The sequence below is a fragment of the Vibrio sp. 03-59-1 genome (genome assembly GCF_013114135.1).
GTDB classification, from domain to species: domain Bacteria; phylum Pseudomonadota; class Gammaproteobacteria; order Enterobacterales; family Vibrionaceae; genus Vibrio; species Vibrio cortegadensis.
Genome location: NZ_VTYA01000007.1, coordinates 108428 through 126513 on the forward strand (window position 1 = coordinate 108428; position 18086 = coordinate 126513).

15 protein-coding genes are annotated in these 18086 nt (G+C 42.2%); 9 read left to right on the forward strand and 6 right to left on the reverse strand.

Annotated elements, in window-relative coordinates; genetic code table 11:
• Positions 1-77: 77 nt before the first annotated feature.
• The gene (locus tag F0249_RS09030) at positions 78-575 is read right to left on the reverse strand and encodes a response regulator (RefSeq protein ID WP_017054529.1); all 498 of its coding nucleotides are present in this window, start codon (positions 573-575) and stop codon (positions 78-80) included.
• A complete protein-coding gene (locus tag F0249_RS09035) occupies positions 568-2547 on the reverse strand; it encodes an ATP-binding protein (protein ID WP_171756450.1) in 1980 nt (659 codons plus the stop codon). The genes F0249_RS09030 and F0249_RS09035 overlap by 8 nt, the downstream gene beginning before the upstream one ends.
• 208 nt (positions 2548-2755) lie before the next feature.
• Here F0249_RS09035 and F0249_RS09040 point away from each other — a divergent pair, with 208 nt between their 5' ends.
• Together F0249_RS09040 and serC are read left to right on the forward strand one after the other, a co-directional pair.
• On the forward strand, positions 2756-4030 hold the full coding sequence (locus F0249_RS09040) for a DUF945 family protein (RefSeq protein ID WP_171756451.1): 1275 nt from the start codon (positions 2756-2758) through the stop codon (positions 4028-4030).
• A 129-nt stretch (positions 4031-4159) separates the two neighbouring features.
• The gene (gene serC / locus F0249_RS09045) at positions 4160-5257 is read left to right on the forward strand and encodes a 3-phosphoserine/phosphohydroxythreonine transaminase (RefSeq protein WP_017054526.1); all 1098 of its coding nucleotides are present in this window, start codon (positions 4160-4162) and stop codon (positions 5255-5257) included.
• Between the two features lie 207 nt (positions 5258-5464).
• Here the strand turns inward: serC and cydC are convergent, their stop codons facing one another.
• The 3 genes from cydC to trxB form a co-directional block, all read right to left on the reverse strand.
• Positions 5465-7186 (reverse strand): cysteine/glutathione ABC transporter ATP-binding protein/permease CydC, encoded by a 1722-nt coding sequence (gene cydC / locus F0249_RS09050; protein ID WP_171756452.1) that lies wholly within the window; start codon positions 7184-7186, stop codon positions 5465-5467.
• On the reverse strand, positions 7179-8963 hold the full coding sequence (gene cydD / locus F0249_RS09055) for a cysteine/glutathione ABC transporter permease/ATP-binding protein CydD (protein WP_171756453.1): 1785 nt from the start codon (positions 8961-8963) through the stop codon (positions 7179-7181). The genes cydC and cydD overlap by 8 nt, the downstream gene beginning before the upstream one ends.
• A 112-nt stretch (positions 8964-9075) precedes the next feature.
• On the reverse strand, positions 9076-10035 hold the full coding sequence (trxB, locus tag F0249_RS09060) for a thioredoxin-disulfide reductase (RefSeq protein WP_171756454.1): 960 nt from the start codon (positions 10033-10035) through the stop codon (positions 9076-9078).
• 456 nt (positions 10036-10491) lie between these two features.
• Here trxB and F0249_RS09065 point away from each other — a divergent pair, with 456 nt between their 5' ends.
• From F0249_RS09065 to F0249_RS09095, 7 genes are all read left to right on the forward strand, one after another.
• Positions 10492-11244 (forward strand): TerC family protein, encoded by a 753-nt coding sequence (locus tag F0249_RS09065; RefSeq protein WP_171756455.1) that lies wholly within the window; start codon positions 10492-10494, stop codon positions 11242-11244.
• Between the two features lie 239 nt (positions 11245-11483).
• Positions 11484-13112: a methyl-accepting chemotaxis protein gene (locus tag F0249_RS09070; RefSeq protein ID WP_017051409.1), complete on the forward strand. Its 1629-nt coding sequence runs from the start codon at positions 11484-11486 to the stop codon at positions 13110-13112.
• Positions 13113-13192: 80 nt separating this feature from the next.
• Positions 13193-13696, forward strand: coding sequence for a hypothetical protein (locus F0249_RS09075; RefSeq protein ID WP_171756456.1), 504 nt, complete (start codon positions 13193-13195; stop codon positions 13694-13696).
• Positions 13697-13744: 48 nt separating this feature from the next.
• The gene (locus tag F0249_RS09080; protein WP_171756457.1) at positions 13745-14308 is read left to right on the forward strand and encodes a sugar O-acetyltransferase; all 564 of its coding nucleotides are present in this window, start codon (positions 13745-13747) and stop codon (positions 14306-14308) included.
• Between the two features lie 45 nt (positions 14309-14353).
• The gene (locus F0249_RS09085; protein ID WP_113797294.1) at positions 14354-14755 is read left to right on the forward strand and encodes a DUF2007 domain-containing protein; all 402 of its coding nucleotides are present in this window, start codon (positions 14354-14356) and stop codon (positions 14753-14755) included.
• A 49-nt stretch (positions 14756-14804) separates the two neighbouring features.
• Complete coding sequence (locus tag F0249_RS09090; protein ID WP_017051413.1) at positions 14805-15158, forward strand: tRNA-binding protein; 354 nt, start codon at positions 14805-14807, stop codon at positions 15156-15158.
• Positions 15159-15287: 129 nt separating this feature from the next.
• A complete protein-coding gene (locus F0249_RS09095; RefSeq protein WP_017051414.1) occupies positions 15288-15710 on the forward strand; it encodes a VOC family protein in 423 nt (140 codons plus the stop codon).
• A gap of 93 nt (positions 15711-15803) precedes the next feature.
• On the opposite strand, the gene F0249_RS09100 is transcribed toward F0249_RS09095, so the two are convergent.
• Positions 15804-18068, reverse strand: coding sequence for a glycoside hydrolase (locus F0249_RS09100; protein WP_171756458.1), 2265 nt, complete (start codon positions 18066-18068; stop codon positions 15804-15806).
• Positions 18069-18086 lie beyond the last annotated feature (18 nt).

Genomic DNA, 18086 nt, shown 5'->3' on the forward strand with positions numbered 1-18086 from the left:
CATCATAAAAAATGTCATTGTTTTGTCGTTTACTCAAAAAACTAGCAAATAAAGTGCCACTTACCCTGATAATGTCACTATTCTCCAAAGTTAATGCGATTTTCAGCAATGGCATTAAATATCTTTTCAGTGTTTAAAGCCGATGCCCAAGACATTAAATTATCATCATGCTTGATCATGTAATCAGTTAACTGTTCGGTTAATGTTTCTCGAAGTTTATCTCCGTACCATGGTTTGGCGATATAGAAGTCTAAGCATGAGTGGTTAACCGCTTCAATCGTATCTTCGAGACCAGCTTGCCCAGTGAGTAAAATTTTACGTGCATTTTTGGTCTGCTTATTTTGGTTCAGCTCGATCAAGAAGCTGATGCCTGTCTGCTCTGGCATGATGTGGTCACACAAAATAAGGGCAAGCTTAATACCTTCATCGGACATTTCTTGGATAACATTACGAGCTTCAGAAACAGATTCAGCACCTTCCACAACAAAGCTATCTTCGAATGGAGCAAGATCTTGTAACACACTGTCTAGAACTTCTCTTTCATCATCGACACATAAAATAAGATATTTATTCATGGCTTACTCCTTGCTCTGATTTCGATGGATTATTACTGGCGATGAGCCGTTGATCGACTGGTAACCAAACTTTCATATGAGTGTACTGATTAGGAACGGAATCGACTTCGATCCACCCTTTGTGCGCCGTGAGAATTTGTTGGCAGACGGATAAACCAATACCGAGCCCAAAGTTTCCTTCTTTTTTTGTCGTGTAGTTTAATTCAAAAATTTTTCTCTTCTGCTCTTCAGGGATCCCACTGCCGTTATCTTTAAAGTTGACAGTAACGTAGTGGTTCCCATTTCTGACGCACTGCTCAGTTGATATCTCAAGTATGCCATTCTCGGGGAATGCATCGATCGCATTCGAGATTAAATTCGTCCATACCTGCTGTAAAGCGATGGGTTGGCAAAAAACCGGAGCGATATCTTGATACTCTTTTATAAGGGTATGCATTTTGAGGCGGTTTTCGAATATCACTAAAGTGTCTTCTATACCTTCATGGATATCAACGGTATGGTTGGTTTCATCATCAGGTCGTGCGTAGCCCTTCAAACTCTTGACCATATCCGCAATACGTTGAGCACAGACATGAACAGAGCGTAACGTTGAACCCGTAAGGTGGTACTTTTCTAGTTGGTTAAGGGAACTAATACTCTGGGCATTTTTGTTGCTCAAAGATTGCACGAAGTCTTCGTCTTGATCTAATTTCAGCTGGACTAATTTTTTGGCAATAAGACGATCGCCCACTCGTTCCTGTATCTGCTTAGCTTGTTCTCTGACTTGGGAAGTGGACATGGGGTGTGACAGCATCGCTTGATTGAGCACTTCGGCGCCTTTGATGTGTATATCTTGGCTTGATTCTAATTTAACTAACTCATCAATATTCTTCGCTAACGTCTCCGCTCCTCGCAAAATCGCTGCGACAGGGTTATTTAATTCGTGGGCAACCCCAGCAACAAGCTGACCAAGCATGGCCATTTTTTCACGTTCTATTAATTGTTGATGAGCGGACTCCAACGATTCCAGTGTTTTTTGCAACTCTAATTTGGTGTTGATGCTGCGTTGAAGCCTACGGTTGAAATGCCTAAGTAGTAGATTAGTAAATAATGGTAACAAACTACTGTCGGAGTGCATCACTTGAGCGAATACATCACGTTCGAGTTTAATCACTTGAGTTTTTGTCAGCGTAATAGCTGTAGAAAATGAGTTTTCGCCAGTAACAAAAGACATACCACCGACAAGGTTGCCTTTTGAGTGTCGAACTACCTCGCGCTGCACGCCTAAGTCATCTTTCTTATATAGTGCCACTTCGCCTTCAGTGATAAACCACAGGAATCGGTTCTCTTCACCTTCTTTTGTCAGCAGGTGATCGGGAGAATAAGTTCGGCATGCATGGTGTTCATCTTGTTGTTCGAAAAATAGACCTAATGCACCAATAACCTGTTCGGCTAACTCACTATCGGATAAATTATGAAAATCATGAATGAACCCCGCACGATAAGATTGCATTTTGTTTTCAATGTGAGCCCTTAATATCTTCTGCTGGTCTAAGACTTGGCTATAGTGAAGTAAATCCTCTTTTTCGTGTGACAAAATAAACGTTGTTAGCTCTTTTTGGGCGGTTTTGTAAAGCACCTTATCTTGTAGTGGTTTAGTGAGGCAGTGATCCAATCGTCCTTCATTGACCGCAGATAGAATCGCTTGAATGTCACTACTGCAACTGACTAGAACCTTACGAGCTTGCTGTGTATGAGTTGATCTATCCAGTTGAATGAGAAAATCAACGCCATTGAACTGAGTATGGTGGCTTGCAATGACCAGTGCGACCGATTGCTGTTGTTCTTTAAGGTAGGTGAGGGTCTGCTCTGCTTCTTCGATGGTATCTGCGGTGTGGATATCGAAGCGATGAGCAAATGAGGCCAGCTCCGAACGAATCTGTTCGATGCTGATAGGGTTATTGTCTAAACATAAAACAGCATAACGGTTCACTCTATACCCCACATAATTAACACAGCAATAATTTTACAAATATATACTGGCAATGTAGCAATAAACGAAATTATTGATTGAGAGCTAAGTATTAAAAATAGTCTCTGAAAACAGCAATAAAACAATACAGTGACGTAACTCAATGTTTTCTCATTTGAAAACATAGGATAGACTGGATTCATAAACTCAGAAGGTTAGAAGACAATCCATGAAAGAATTAAGAAAAATAGCCGCAGTTGGCGGTGCAATTTCGTTAGCGTTATGTTGGCCTTTAGCGGTTGGTCAAATTGGTAAAAATGTTATCACTGATGGGGTCAAGCACCTCAATTCAGCGTCGATTCAAGCGGAAGTGGTTGAGTATGATAGAAGTTACTTCTCTTCACGTGTATTAACTCGTTACCAAGTAACCGACCCTGTGCTTATTGAGCAATTGGAAGCTGATGGGTTACCGTCTGAATTTTTAGTTAAGAGTGAAGTTGAACATGGATTGGTGAGCTTAAATGCAGTATCAACAATCGATGGACTTGAAGAACTGCCTCTTACACTTTCCACCACTACACAGCTTAATGGTAATACAGAATTTTCATTGGATTTAGAATCATGGAATCACCAAACCGCTGGTGAAGGTGCCGTTTCTATCGCTGTTGCAAAGTCAGAAATTACAGGAAGTGCGAGTGTTCTGGGGCAGTTGACATATAAGTTGGATATCCCCTCTATACAGCTGAACTTTGCTAATGGCGAGCAAGTGGCACTCTCTGGCATATCAGGCGACGGAGATGGTAAGCAAGCTCAAGGATATTGGTTAGGGACTCAGCAGTATAATATTGATACTTTTGTTGTGAATGCTAACAACGCTCAGCCAATGTTCAGCATGGATGACTCGACGTATCAGTTTGAGTCATCTATTGATGATAAAACGCAACGCCTCAGCAGCAAAGTGCTTTTAGATATCTCGAAAATGATGACAGTTGATGGTGTGGTGAATGATTTAAGTGTTGATTTCGAATTGGCGAAATTGGACATTCATTCATTTGAGAAAATTTTTGAGCTAATTCAGACTAACCCCGAGTTGACTGAAGAAGACGTTCAAGCGTTGCTCCCTGCTGTTGATACGCTTTTTGCTAAAGGCTTTGATATTTCGATGAATAAAGTGTCACTGAAGCTTGGAGAAGGTGAATTTCAGTCTCAGTGGTTAATGACGGTACCTGAAGGTACTGAAAATGTATCACAAAATCCTGGCGCTTTAGTTCCTGCTTTAACTGGTAATCTAAATACGTATTTTTCGAATGAACTCGTGACTGAGTATCCATTTATACAAGAGGGTATTGATGAATTGATCGTGATGGAAATGATCACTCAAACGGATACTGGGTATGAAATTAAAGCGGAATTGAATGATGGTAATTTAGTTTTCGAAAATGGCCAGCAAGTGCCAGTTTTCGCTCTGCTAATGCCTGCATTAATGGGCCAAGCAGCGAAGTAAACTGATAAATCATGCAGTTAGTGAAGAAAAGAGGTCTGAAGACCTCTTTTCTTGCTTTTTAAGTGAAGCAAAACATGGTATTTGTTAACTAACCACTACAAAACAAGAATGAGCAGGAGCAATAAAATCATGGAGCCGATTACGGACAATATTTTTAACTTTAGTGCAGGCCCAGCGGCGTTACCTAAAGCAGTGATGCAGAAAGCGCAAGCAGAATTCATCAATTGGGGCGGCTTAGGTACGTCTGTGATGGAAATAAGCCACCGCAGCAAGCCCTTTATTAAAGTTGCTGAAGAGGCAGAACAAGATCTGCGTGACTTGTTGAATGTTCCAGACAATTACAAAGTTTTGTTTTGCCAAGGTGGTGCTCGAGCACAATTTGCTGCGGTTCCAATGAATCTACTAGGGCAATCGAAAACGGCGACTTATGTCGATGCAGGCTATTGGGCTGAAAGTGCGATAGCAGAAGCGAACAAGTATTGTGAGCCAGATGTCTTTGTTGCCAAAACAGAGAAAGAGGGCAAAGTAGCCGTTCTACCTGCAAGTGAATGGCCAGTCGCAACTGATGCGGCTTATGTGCATTTCTGCCCAAACGAAACCATCGATGGCATTGAAATTAATGATTTGCCTGTCACTGATAAACCGATCGTGGCTGATATGTCATCGACGATTTTATCGCGCGAAATCGATGTTTCAAAATATGGTGTTATTTACGCAGGCGCGCAGAAAAATATCGGCCCTGCTGGTCTGTGTATTGTGATTGTTCGTGATGATCTGTTAGATCTTGCTGCTCAAGCTCTGCCAAGTATTTTGAACTACAAAGTGTTGGCTGAAAAAGATTCCATGTACAACACGCCGCCGACCTTTGCTTGGTATTTATCAGGTCTGGTTTTCAAATGGCTGAAAGAGCAGGGCGGTGTGAAAGCGATTGAACAAGTAAACCGTGAGAAAGCGGCACTTCTTTATGCTTATATTGATCAATCACCGTTCTATAAGAATGATGTTCATGCAGACAATCGTTCATTGATGAATGTGCCCTTCCAACTGCTTAAACCTGAACTTGATAGCAAGTTTCTTGAGTTAGCAGAAGCTTCAGGGCTACAAGCTCTGAAAGGTCACCGAGCGGTTGGTGGTATGCGAGCTTCGATTTATAACGCAATGCCGCTTGAAGGCGTTAAAGCCTTAGTTGATTTCATGGCATCGTTTGAAAGTGAATATGCTGATTAAGTGATTAAGTGATTAAGTGATTAAGTGATTAAGTGATTAAGTGATTAAGTGATTAGGGAAAAGCTGTCTTCGTCAGTTGTTTTGTATGTCGCTTTCGAAATAACAGCTCTGCTTATACAAGAAACCCACTAAAAAGTTAACTTCTTAGTGGGTTTCTTTGTTTGTAACCAAGCTTTTTATGGAACCGATTTATTTATAAATCCAAGCCTATAGCGTCTGGCAAAGTTGGTAATAACGACCTTTTTGCTCAATTAATGACTGGTGATGTCCGTGTTCCACGATCTGACCATGCTCAATTAAACATATCGAATCCATGCTATCGAGTTCGACTAGGCGGTGGGTAATAAACAGTACGGTTTTGTTGGCAAAATGCTGCTTAAACAGCTGCATAATATTTTTCTCAGTTTGTTTATCTAGCCCTTCTGTTGGCTCATCCAAAAGAATGATCGGCGCATCATGTAACAGTGCTCGTGCAATACCAATACGGCGTTTTTCACCACCAGAAAGTTGTCTACCACCGTCACCTAACCAAGCCTCTAAACCTAGACCTTCATTAAGTGATTCTAGCCCCACGCTGTTAAGTACAGTTGCTAATTGCTCATCTGTTGCATCCGGTGATGCCATGATGAGGTTGTCTCTCAAGCTGCCGTTGAGTATGTCAACTCGCTGGCTTACAACGCTTATTGCTTCTCGCAGTTGACCTTCACTCCATTGAGTCAGCGCTTGGTCAGCAATACTGATTGCACCTTGCTGCGGGTCCCAGTAACGGGTAAGCAGTTGAAGCAGAGTCGATTTACCAGAACCTGTTTGTCCTACAATCGCGACCTTGTGACCTGCAGGTATGGAGAGCTCGACACTGTTTAGGACATTTTTGTCGCTGTCTGGGTACGCAAAAGTGACATGATTGAAATGAATACCGTAGTGTCCTGAGTGCTTAATTTCTTGTTCTGAAAATTGAACATCTGGCTTTGCAAGAATAACGTCATTTAAACGACGAGCAGAAGTGAGAGTTTGACCTAAATGCTGAAATGCACCTGCGATTGGCATTAACAGCTCGAAACTTGCCATAGTCGCAAATGCCATCAGTGCGATAAGAGGATCGGGTTGATTACCACCGACACCATCCGCTGCAAGCCAAAGCATAAGAACCAGAGCCCAACCATTAACTAGCATTAATAAAGCGGTCGCAAGGCCACTTAAATTCGCATTTACAAACTGATTTTTAATCAACTTCGTTTGAGCCAAAGTGATCGCCTGTCTGTAGCGCTCTTCGGCTCCAAATAGAGTCAACTCACTGTAGCCTTGTAACCAATCTAAGGCGGTAATACGTAAGTCAGCTTTATTTTGTGTCAGTTCCGCCCCATTCTGTTTGCCTAGTTTATAGAACAATATCGGCCATAAGATAAGAGCAATAGCTAAGATTGCACCTAAAGTAAGACCAAGAGTCATATCAAACCAGCACAAAAATGCTGTCAAACAAGCGATGCCCACAACACCAATAGTAACAGGGCTGATTAAGCGCAGATAAACATGATCCATCGCATCAACATCTGCAACCAATCGGTTTAGAAGGTCAGCGTCTCGTAGGTTGGAAACTCGGCCTGGAATTAATGGTGCGAGTTTTTGGAAAAAGAAAATGCGCAGATCAGTCAGTAGTTTGAAGGTCGCGTTATGACTAACGACACGCTCACCCCAACGTCCAGCAGTTCGACCCATGGCAAAACCACGAACGCCACCGCCGGGCAGCATATAGTTAAATGTTTCTCTGGCGATGGTTAACCCTGCAATAGCCGAGGCGGAGATATACCAACCAGAAAGGGTCAGCAGGCCAATAGAGGCGAACAGAGTTGCAAATCCAAGCAACATACCTAGCGAGAGACCAAACCAATGCTTTTTATACAGCTTTAGATATGGGAGTAAATCACGCATCTAAATTCCCCTTATCATTATGTTGAGCGAGGTTTGCACTTAGCATCTCGGCAAACAGTCCGTCTTGTTGTTGTAGTTCTTGATAGCTGCCAGATTGAACAACTTGACCTTTTTGCATCACTAGAATTTGATTAACGCTGCGCAAAGGTTCTAATTGGTGAGTAACCATGAGAGATGTGGTCGATTCCGTGTATTTCTCTATACCCTGCATCACTAACTGCTCACTACGAGCATCTAAACTCGCAGTAGGTTCATCTAGTAGCCAGAATGATCCATTTTGTAGCATTGCTCTTGCTAAGGCGATCCGCTGGGCTTGTCCTACCGATAACCCACCTGAACGATCGGATATTGGGTAATCTAAACCATGTTGATTGACAAATTCGGCAGCGAAGGCATTTTCAATCACGGCATGAACGTCTGAGTCAGAGATATTATGCTTACCTAGAGTTACGTTGTCACGAATTATCCCGTGGAGTAACAATGGGTTCTGTCCAATCCAACTAATCTGTTTGCGCCAATGGGTCAGGTCGAGTTCTTTCATTTCAACGCCATTCACTTTCAGGCTACCTTCATAAGGCATGAAACCGAGAATCGCATTGATCAAACTCGTTTTACCCGCACCACTTGGGCCGACCAGCGCGGTGGATTGGTTAGATGCAAGAGTGAAGGATATCGGGCCGACCAGTTGAATGCCTTCCGGGCTCACTACTTTTAGATCGTGAGCAACAATATCTATTTTTTTTGGTTGAGCGAGTAGGGTATTACCTGATTGGATCTTCGTAATATCTGTTTCTAGGAACTCAACAATACTTTCAGCCGCACCAACTGCTTGTGCTTTGGCGTGATAAAACGTGCCTAGGTCGCGTAGTGGTTGGTAAAATTCAGGCGCAAGGATCAGGATAAATAAGCCAGCGAATAGGGTAACGCCTGCACCATAATGGCCGAAATTCAATTCACCAATGTAGCTAAAGCCAAAGTAGACGGCAGTAATAGCAATCGAGATAGAAGTGAAAAACTCTAGAACGGCAGAAGATAAGAATGCAATCTTCAAAACGTCCATTGTACGAGTACGGAATACTTCAGATGCCCCTTTAAGAACTTCAGTTTCTGCATGAGTCCGGTTGAACAGACGAATCGTCGTCATCGATTGTAATCGGTCATAGAAATGACCAGACAGACGTTGCAAGGCTTTAAAATTCTTACGGTTTGCATCGGCTGCTTTCATTCCAACTAATGCCATGAAAAGAGGCACCAATGGGGCAGTAATCAGAAAAATTAATCCTGCAGCCCAGTTAACAGGGAACACGACAATTAAGATCACGAACGGGATGAGCACCGAGAGCGACATTTGCGGCAAATAACGGGCGAAGAAATCTTGCATATCTTCAACTTGTTCCAGCAGCAGTGTTGCCCACGTTCCCGCTGGCTTTCCTTTAATATAGGCTGGTCCAAGTTCCCTGAGTTTATCGAGTATGAGCTGCCTGATATAAACGCGGATCTCTTCTCCACATTTAAACCCGGCAATTTCTCGTCCCCAAGAACAAGCAGCACGCAGCGCAATCATCAGCGCTAACCCTGCAAAGTGAGGCAGTAACTCATATTTATCTGTGTGGTCGATAATCAGTTGTTGAAGTATGGAGGCGAGTAGAGCGGCTTGAGCCAATAAAAACACGCTTGATACTACGCCAAGGCCCACGGCAATCATAAGCCAGCGTTTGGCTAACTTACTCTGTTGCTTGAGCCACTTATTCAAGTCGCGTTGCTTTTTCTTATCCATTTAGAAGGCTTAATGATAATTATTATGAAGTTATAGCGAGGTAGTATACAAAGAAAAGCCCAGTGGATATACCACTGGGCTTTAGGGTTTTACGACAAAAATGAAAAATAAGTTATTTATCATTTAATCCGTCAAGGAATCGCTCTGCATCTAGTGCCGCCATGCAACCCGTTCCGGCTGAAGTGATCGCTTGGCGGTAGTTATGATCCATAACATCACCGGCAGCAAAAACACCTTCAATACTGGTTTGGGTCGCATTTCCATTCAGACCTGAGTTCACGATGATGTAGTCATCTTTCATCTCTAATTGGCCTTTGAAAATAGCGGTGTTTGGCTGGTGGCCTATGGCAATAAACGCGCCCATTACATCAATATCTTGAGTCGCGTCAGATTGAGTATCTTTCACGCGTACGCCAGTCACACCCATATCATCACCGAGAACTTCTTCAAGCACACGGTCGGTATGAAGAATGATGTTACCGCTTTCTACTTTATCCATTAAGCGCTTAATCAGGATTTTTTCAGCGCGGAAAGTATCGCGGCGGTGAATAAGGTGAACTTCAGACGCAATATTAGATAGGTAAAGTGCCTCTTCAACGGCCGTGTTACCACCACCGACAACCGCGACTTTTTGGTTGCGGTAGAAGAAACCATCACAAGTTGCACAAGCGGAAACGCCACGACCTTTGAATGCTTCTTCAGATTCTAAACCTAAATATTTAGCAGAAGCCCCAGTCGAAATAATTAGCGCATCACAGGTATATTCTGCTGAATCGCCTTTAAGACGGTAAGGGCGAGAACTCAGATCGACTTCGTTGATGTGATCAAACACAATTTCAGTTTCGAAACGCTCAGCGTGCTCTTTCATGCGCTCCATTAGTGCTGGGCCTGTGAGTCCTTCAGGATCACCTGGCCAGTTTTCAACTTCTGTTGTGGTTGTTAGTTGGCCACCTTGCTGCATGCCCGTGATCATCACTGGTTGCAGGTTTGCACGTGCCGCATAAACCGCTGCCGTATAGCCAGCAGGGCCTGAACCAAGAATTAATAAATTACAATGCTTTACGTCGCTCATTAGGACTCCGAAATCAGCAGATAGCTTGAATAAATATAGTGATAAGGATTGTATGGAAAATATGGGGGTAATAAAAGTGTAAACAAGGTGTAAAACGGAATTATTGGTTATAGGTTAGATTGTTATTTCACATCTCTTCGTCTTTTGGATGTTAAAGGTAAAATACTACGCTATTTTTGACTATTATTTTCTAAGGTAATCCTTCGAATACGATACAATTTATTTCATCAAAATAGCCTGATAGATAACCGATATCAAAACATTAAAAATAGAGAGTTTAAAAAGTGATTTGAGCTCTAATAGTACCTGACACAGCGCTGACAAAGTGGTGATTGCTGACTCTGAGGTTTAGTGATTTACTTGCACTTCCTAAGTAACAGAGGTACAAAAATTAATGGACGACCCCTTTAGTCGACTGAAAATTTCGCAATGCTTCCACTCCTCGGAGGCATCACTATGATTGAACTATTTCTACAGCCAGAGACATGGGCAATATTCGCAACCTTATTCGCACTTGAAGTCATTCTTGGTGTCGATAATGTCGTATTTATTTCGATACTCTGCGAACGATTACCCCAGCAGCAGCGCAAGTTAGCACGAAATTTGGGTATTGGTTTAGCCGTAATGGCTCGAATTGTACTCGTGTTTTCGATTTCTTGGTTAATGTCTCTCACCCAACCATTATTAAGTGTTTTAAGTATGTCGTTTACAGGCCGAGATCTAATTATGATTTTTGGTGGCGTATTCTTACTAGGTAAAAGCTTAAAAGAGTTATGGGGGTGGCTAATGCATACCGACGTCGGGCATTCGACCCGTGTCAGAACTGGGCTTGCTGTCGTTCTACTTCAAATCGTTGCGGTCGATGCTGTGTTTTCGATGGATTCAGTGATCACTGCGGTCGGTTTAACTAATGATATTCCCATCATGGTTGCCGCTATTATTTCATCGGCGATCGTAATGGTGTTAACGGCAGAGAAGATCAACAATATGGTGACAAGATACCCAGGCTTTAAAACCTTGGCACTATTGTTCTTAATCTTGCTGGGTGGATTGTTAATGGCAGAAGGCTTCGCAATTCATGTGAATAAAGGTTACATCTACTTTGCGATGGCATTTGGATTGGCTTTAGAACTTTGTCATATACAGCTGAAGAAAAAGCAGCGAATCAACATCGTTAGGATTCGTCCACTAGAATGTAATTCGTACTAAGAAAACAAAGAAGGAGACGCGTTCTCCTTCTTTGTTTGTTGTCTGGCATCCTATAGTTTGCCGCATAATTACTTTTTGAGTAAAAAGTAGTCAGTTGTATGCAATACTATTGTTAGTTGACTTAATTGCTGGCTGTTTTGTGATCGTCGGCGATAGTTGTATCAGCTATATTAGGTAAGGTGTCGGTAAGGAAGTACGCCGTTAGTCATGGTGTTTTTTTCATGTATATGGAGATATAAATGCATATTAAGAATTTGAGCGTCGTAAAAAAGATTTGGTTAAGCTATTTAGCGGTATTTTTAGTGTTCTCTGCGGTTGCGATTGTTATGATGTCGAGCCTTTCGTCACTTAATCGTAATACAGCAACGTTAACAGATAAGAGTTTGCCATCGGTTGCGATCCTTAAAGGGATTCAAGTCGATATAACGAAAGTACGTAAAGATGAATTCTCGCTGTTACCAAATGCTAACCACCCTAAGATTGCTGAGTGGCTAGAAGGACTTGAACAGTGGAGAAAAGATGTTCAGCAAGGGATAATATCCTATCAAGCATTGCCTCTTAGTGAACAAGAGAAACGCTCTTTCAATGTTTTCAAAGATACATGGAATAGTTATATCTTTGAGACTAAGCAATACAACGCCTTGTTGGCTCAAGGTGATGCTGAAAAAGCCAATGAGGTAGTTTTATCGAGTTTTGCTACTTATGCAAAAGCGCTTGCCAGCTTAGATGATACATTGAGTTTAAATGATGAGCTTATCAATCGAATAAAAGCAGACGTTCTGAGTGAATCGCAGGCGACTCAATTTAGTGCTGGTGTGGGTTCGTTGGTTATTATTGCGATGATCATTGTCTCATCTATGTTGTTATCTCGAGCGATCTGTAAACCTGTGAATCGAGCGCTATGGTTTGCTTCTCAGATAGCAAAAGGTCAGTTGAACAATACCATCAATGAGAATGAACTAACCAAAGATGAGCTCGGTACTTTACTCAAAGAATTGGTGTTAATGCAGAACAATTTGCACTCTCTAGTTTCGGAGGTCAGCGATTCAACCATCCAACTGACTGCGGCCGTTGAAGAGGTGAGTGCTATTTCATCTCAAACCGCATCCGGGATGCAAAATCAGCAACTAGAATTAAGTTCTGTTGCCTCCGCGATGACAGAAATGCAAGCGGCGGTGAACGAAGTCGCTCAAAATACTGAAAGTGGCGCAACATCAGCAAACTCTGCAACAGAAGTGGCAAAACACGGTACTGAGATTCTCAACAAGACTATTCAAGAGATTGAGAAAGTCTCGCTAACCATTCAGAACACAGACGAACTCGCGAGTGACTTAGAAAACAGTTCAAGCAGTATTAATGTCGTGGTTGATGTTATTCGTGCTATTGCTGAACAAACCAATCTATTGGCGCTGAATGCTGCAATTGAAGCGGCAAGAGCGGGTGAACAGGGACGAGGCTTTGCTGTGGTGGCTGATGAAGTGCGTTCTTTGGCGCAGCGCACGCAAGAGTCTACAACCCAGATCGTCGATATAGTTGAAGATTTGCAGGAAAAAACAATCAAAATGGGAGAGGCCAGTCGTGAGTGCCAAACTGGAATCGCGACATGTGTCAATCAGGTCAACGATGCGGGAGAGCAAATAGATATAATTGAGCACTCGGTGGATAATATTGCGCAGATGAGCACACAGATTGCGACGGCATGCAGTGAGCAAAACTCGGTGTCTGAAGAGCTAAATCGAAGTGTGGAGCACATCAATTCCGCATCGTCAGAAATGGCGGAAGGCACTTCTCAAACCGCGATAGCTTGTCAAGAAATAAGTAGTTTGGCTCATAACCTTCAAGCCAGAATGGGAGCGTTTAAGCTCTAGCCATCACCCTTAGCACTTAACTGTTATTTTGGTTTTATAAATACGCTAGTATTACCGATGATTTTTATGGGAGCAGTGAAATGAAGCAAGTATTTGTTAACGATAAAATGCAATCGAACTATTCCTATTTCTTGTCTGAAGGTATTGGTGAAAATTTTCAGTTTGATTTCTCTCCGGAACTCACCCCCAAAGAGATGCTCGAACTCGGAGTCTTTGGTGGCAAGTATATGACAGATTGCCAAGATGAGTTCCCCGAGGATTGGTTTACCAATGCCAAAATCAGTCCTGAATTTAAAGATATTTCATTGAACTATTTCTCTGTGGGTGCCTCTCAACCTTTAGCTGAGTGGAATCGAAAGGGGTGGATCTATTCTGAAGATCCAAGAGGTTGGTTTCAGTGGTATTGTCGCTACTTCATGGGACGTCGCATAGAGAATGAAGATGAGCGCCAAATTAAAAGGTGGCGTGCATTTAGACGACATATGGGGGCGATTAAGAAAAATTGCGAACCTTTTGATCATGGTTGCCGTCGTAAACAGAGGCAAGCTCTGCTGCACTGGGCATATGATTCAAGACGGTTTTAGCTTTAATGGTTTGTCGTAAAGTTTAAACATTGACGGATAAGAAGTGAAATGAGCGAATTAGAGAAGATGGTAGCGGGTGAAATGTATGACCCAAGTGATGAAACACTGTCACAGATGCGCGCTCATGCAAGAAAAGTGATTGGTGAATATAATGCGACCAATCAAGACCAAAAAGTAGAAAGAGAGGCACTGCTCAAAACGCTATTTGGAAATACGGGTAGTGAGATTAATATTGAACCACATTTCAATTGTGACTATGGAAAAAACATCCATGTCGGCGAAAACTTTTATGTGAACTTTGGCTGCGTGATCCTTGATTGTGCGGAAGTTAACATTGGTGACAACTGCATGATTGGTCCTCAGGTTGGTATTTATACGGCTTGCCATCCAATTGATCCGCTAGAGCGAATAAGCGGTAAAGAGTTTGCAAAGCCAATCACCATTGGACATAACTGCTGGATCGGTGGCCATGCGACGATTAACCCCGGTGTCACATTAGGGGATAATGTTGTCGTTGCTTCAGGTGCTGTAGTGACAAAAAGCTTTGAAAGTAATGTCGTTATTGGTGGGAACCCTGCGCGAGTATTGAAAGATATCAAATTGAAGAAATGATCCCACGTTGTTCACTTGTCATGTATCCATAAATAGAGGTTCGCAATGATAGTCGTTGCACGTTTTTCATTTCCCCATGAGGCTCAAATCGCAAGAGCCAGCCTCGAAGCTTCAGGTATTGAGAGCTACATAGCCGATGAGCACACTGTCAATACGCAGTGGTTGTATTCAAATGCTATTGGTGGTGTTCGATTGTTGGTGGATGAAAAGAGTGTTGATGAAGCGAGGAGCATTTTAAATACCGATTTCTCTGACGCCGTCGATAACTCATCTGAAGTCGAAAGAAGTGCGGACGCTTGTACACAGTGTGGCAGCCATGACTTAGTTCCATATACCAAAGGCAAAAGACCCGCTTTTTTGGTCTTTATTTTGTTAGGTTTCCCACTGTTCTTCTATAAGCATGGCTATCGATGCCAAAACTGTGGTGAGTTCATAGAAAAGTTATAACTAAAGGTTAAAATATGTGTTTGAGCCGTCTCAATAAAAAGGAATAGATATGACTCCAGCACCAATCAAAGAACTGATTACATTTGATGATTTCGCGAAATTGGATATTAGAGTAGGAACCATTACTCAAGTATCTGAGGTGGAAAAATCAGACAAACTAATGAAGCTTACCGTTGATTTCGGCGATCATACGCGTTCTATACTTTCTGGTATTAAACAGGAAAGAGAAAACCCTCAAGAGATTGAAGGTAAACAGGCTCTGTTCGTTGTTAACCTTCCTGAACGGAAAATGGCGGGAGAGCTATCACAGGGCATGCTATTTGATATCGGTTATGAAGATAAAATTAACCCTTGTTTGGCCATGCCTGAGCGTGAAGTGCCCAATGGTAGCCGTGCTGGTTAGGCATCGTTCGTTTAACGCTATAATTTAAAGCTTCTCAGTGTGAATTATTCACGTATCCAAACCGTGATTGACACTTATCTTAGCTCAAAAAGACATGACAGTTAATTACGTAAAATCAAGGATAAACTTATGAAACAAGCCATTGTACATATTGCTCTGGTGGTTAACGATTACGATGAAGCGATCGACTTTTACGTGAACAAACTCAAGTTCGAGCTGATTGAAGATACCTATCAACCTGAACAAGATAAGCGTTGGGTTGTTGTTTCTCCTCCTGGTTCAAATGGCGTTACATTATTGTTAGCAAAAGCGTCAAAGCCTGAACAGCACGATTTTATTGGTAATCAATCTGGCGGGCGAGTTTTCCTCTTTCTAAGCACAGATGATTTTTGGCGTGATTATAAAAGAATGGTGGAAGATGGCATTGAATTTGTTCGTCCGCCAGTTGAGCAAGATTACGGCACCGTTGCAGTTTTTAAAGATCTTTATGGAAACCAATGGGATCTACTGCAACTCAGTGATTCTCATCCAATGTCAAAAAGAATGGGTTAATGAATTCAATTGAAGTAACCATTTTTCCTGTATTTGTCCCTATCCAGTTTAGCTAACATTGGATAGGGATCTTATCTCCGTTTTAAAGCATGTTTATAGAGATTTAGATTGCCACAAAACGACTTTACCGCTGCTTAATTTTGCTCTAATTGAGAACGGTCGGACTCGCGTATCCTTATCTCCAAAAATGTCGCTTGAGAAGTTAGCGATTATTGTACTTCCATCATCGAACGTGGTTTGTTGGACTGTACCGCTCTTATTAAGCCAAGTGAAACCGATGAGTTTGTTATCCCAAAGGTGTTCATGAATCGGTTTAAACCCATCTTGATAATGCTTTAGCGCGACGATTCTAGGGCTTAAGCTTGAAACGGCTTCATCTCTAGTAAGATGCACCATAGCTGGCGTGTTATAAAGCATTGCAGTTAAGTCCCGGTACGCTTTTACATCCGTAAATTTTAAGCTATCTGAGTGCCAATGGTGGCTATTCACAACTTCATCATGAAAAACCGTTTGATACAGAGGAATCCTGAATTGAGGTGTAAACAGAAGCGACTTATATGGCTCTTTCACCTTGGCTGGTTTAAAGAAAAATTCGGGTTTATGATCCGGATACCAGCGTCCTAAAAAGTAGGGGGATTGGCGGTTTTTCTTCATATCATTATCCATCCACCCAAAACCGACAGATTCAAGTCCATGCGCAAAGGCAATGCCACTGGTTGTTAGGCTGTTGCCATCTTCGGAGCCGAGGACTATTTGCTCTTGATTTGATATCCAATCCATTCTTTTGTTGAACGCAGTAAGCATGTCCGATTCACTGCTATTATTGCTGTAATCTTCCCTTGCCATTGCGGTGGCATCTACATCAATAAATAGACTGTTAAAATGTCCGTATTTTACGATGTCGAGCACACGCTGCTTAACGTAGTTCAAGTGACAGTTTGGATTCAGGTAATAGCCATTGCCTCTAAATCCCTTTTTCTTTCTGCCGTCTGCTAATTCAATCGCGCATGCTTTTCTCATCGGCTCTGGTAATCTGGCCGTTAACCAACCGTCATTAACGCCGCTTGGTATTGCTGTGTTGTATGAATCATAAGTCGCGACCAAATAGCCGAGGCGTTTTGCAGCATCAATAACATTAGGCTGGTAAAAAGCGGGCATCCAATTATCAAACCCTAACCAGAGTTTTTCTAAACCGGCTTTCTTTAAGTTATTAAGCATAGTAGCCGAGAGAGCTTGTCCCCAAGTATTGGGTGGCGTTAGAAATTCAGAGGCGTTGTTCTTAATCCAATTCACTCTTTGCTGCGCAGCGTTGTATTGAGCTGCAATGGTGTTATCTGCAAGTGTTGGGTTCGGCACATTAAATTTATTGCGTAACGATGTGCTAATTGAATCAATCAGTAATTGTTTGTGGTATTGGCTAAACCAGTCCTTATTTTTGGATAGCGTGCTAAGTTCAGATTGAGCTTCACTGGTGACGTTAAGAGTAGAACGCTGAAAATACCAATCTTTTAACCCCCACCAGTCTGTGACATCCAAAGTGCTCAGCGGATGTATTCCAAACAGGTAAACCTGACTTGTTCCAATGAGTTTTTCGACATTAGCATTACGCTGGATTTTTTGAACCAGAGGATCCGCAAGATCATGACCAATTCGCCACTGACGATAACTTTTCGCACCATCAAGCCAGTTATCTCCAAGGGTAATACGCAAAGTAAAAGAACGCGATTGATTCAACGCAGTGAAACTGTGGGTCGCAGTCATATCAATGCGGTTTTTTGTACTTGAGAAATCGAGTTGATTATTGGTGGCTTCAACCAGTTGATAGCTTATGTAGGTATCTTTTTGCTGAACTGTCCAAAATGGCATTTTAAGTTCTTGGGTCGTATTAGAACCGGAGTAATTATTCTGTAAATAGGTTGCCCAAACTTTGCTGTTAATAGGAATGCGCATGCCTTCACTGAATGGTAGGAATAAAGTGTTGCTTTGTGATTCGGCAAGATCAAACCACTTAAGTATCAGAGGTGAATTCCGTTCAATTGTTGGATGAGAAGGGGCGATGAAATTAACGATGAGTGCATCATTCTTGAGTTGAGCTTTTACATGAATACGGCTTGGTTGCAGTGTCCAACTCGCGCTATTGGCGGACTTAGACTGGTTTTTGGTCACTTTTTGAGGCAGACCGTTAACTTTCAGTGCCGATGTATTAACGATGGAATCATTCCATTTAATCGAAAAACTTTGTGGGTCAATACTGATTTGATTGCTTTGAGACTGCAGTGTCACACCCGCTGCATTTGCCCCTACGGAAAATAAGAGCAAGGCTAAAGTGAGGATATGGTTTCTATTTTTGAATAACATATTTAGGCTCTGTTAAAA

Excerpts from the sequence above, each read along its gene's own strand:
- F0249_RS09030 (WP_017054529.1), bottom strand. The coding sequence starts at position 575 with ATGAATAAATATCTTATTTTATGTGTCGATGATGAAAGAGAAGTTCTA.
- F0249_RS09040 (WP_171756451.1), top strand. The coding sequence starts at position 2,756 with ATGAAAGAATTAAGAAAAATAGCCGCAGTTGGCGGTGCAATTTCGTTA.
- serC (WP_017054526.1), top strand. The coding sequence starts at position 4,160 with ATGGAGCCGATTACGGACAATATTTTTAACTTTAGTGCAGGCCCAGCG.
- cydC (WP_171756452.1), bottom strand. The coding sequence starts at position 7,186 with ATGCGTGATTTACTCCCATATCTAAAGCTGTATAAAAAGCATTGGTTT.
- cydD (WP_171756453.1), bottom strand. The coding sequence starts at position 8,963 with ATGGATAAGAAAAAGCAACGCGACTTGAATAAGTGGCTCAAGCAACAG.
- trxB (WP_171756454.1), bottom strand. The coding sequence starts at position 10,035 with ATGAGCGACGTAAAGCATTGTAATTTATTAATTCTTGGTTCAGGCCCT.
- F0249_RS09065 (WP_171756455.1), top strand. The coding sequence starts at position 10,492 with ATGATTGAACTATTTCTACAGCCAGAGACATGGGCAATATTCGCAACC.
- F0249_RS09070 (WP_017051409.1), top strand. The coding sequence starts at position 11,484 with ATGCATATTAAGAATTTGAGCGTCGTAAAAAAGATTTGGTTAAGCTAT.
- F0249_RS09075 (WP_171756456.1), top strand. The coding sequence starts at position 13,193 with ATGAAGCAAGTATTTGTTAACGATAAAATGCAATCGAACTATTCCTAT.
- F0249_RS09080 (WP_171756457.1), top strand. The coding sequence starts at position 13,745 with ATGAGCGAATTAGAGAAGATGGTAGCGGGTGAAATGTATGACCCAAGT.
- F0249_RS09085 (WP_113797294.1), top strand. The coding sequence starts at position 14,354 with ATGATAGTCGTTGCACGTTTTTCATTTCCCCATGAGGCTCAAATCGCA.
- F0249_RS09090 (WP_017051413.1), top strand. The coding sequence starts at position 14,805 with ATGACTCCAGCACCAATCAAAGAACTGATTACATTTGATGATTTCGCG.
- F0249_RS09095 (WP_017051414.1), top strand. The coding sequence starts at position 15,288 with ATGAAACAAGCCATTGTACATATTGCTCTGGTGGTTAACGATTACGAT.
- F0249_RS09100 (WP_171756458.1), bottom strand. The coding sequence starts at position 18,068 with ATGTTATTCAAAAATAGAAACCATATCCTCACTTTAGCCTTGCTCTTA.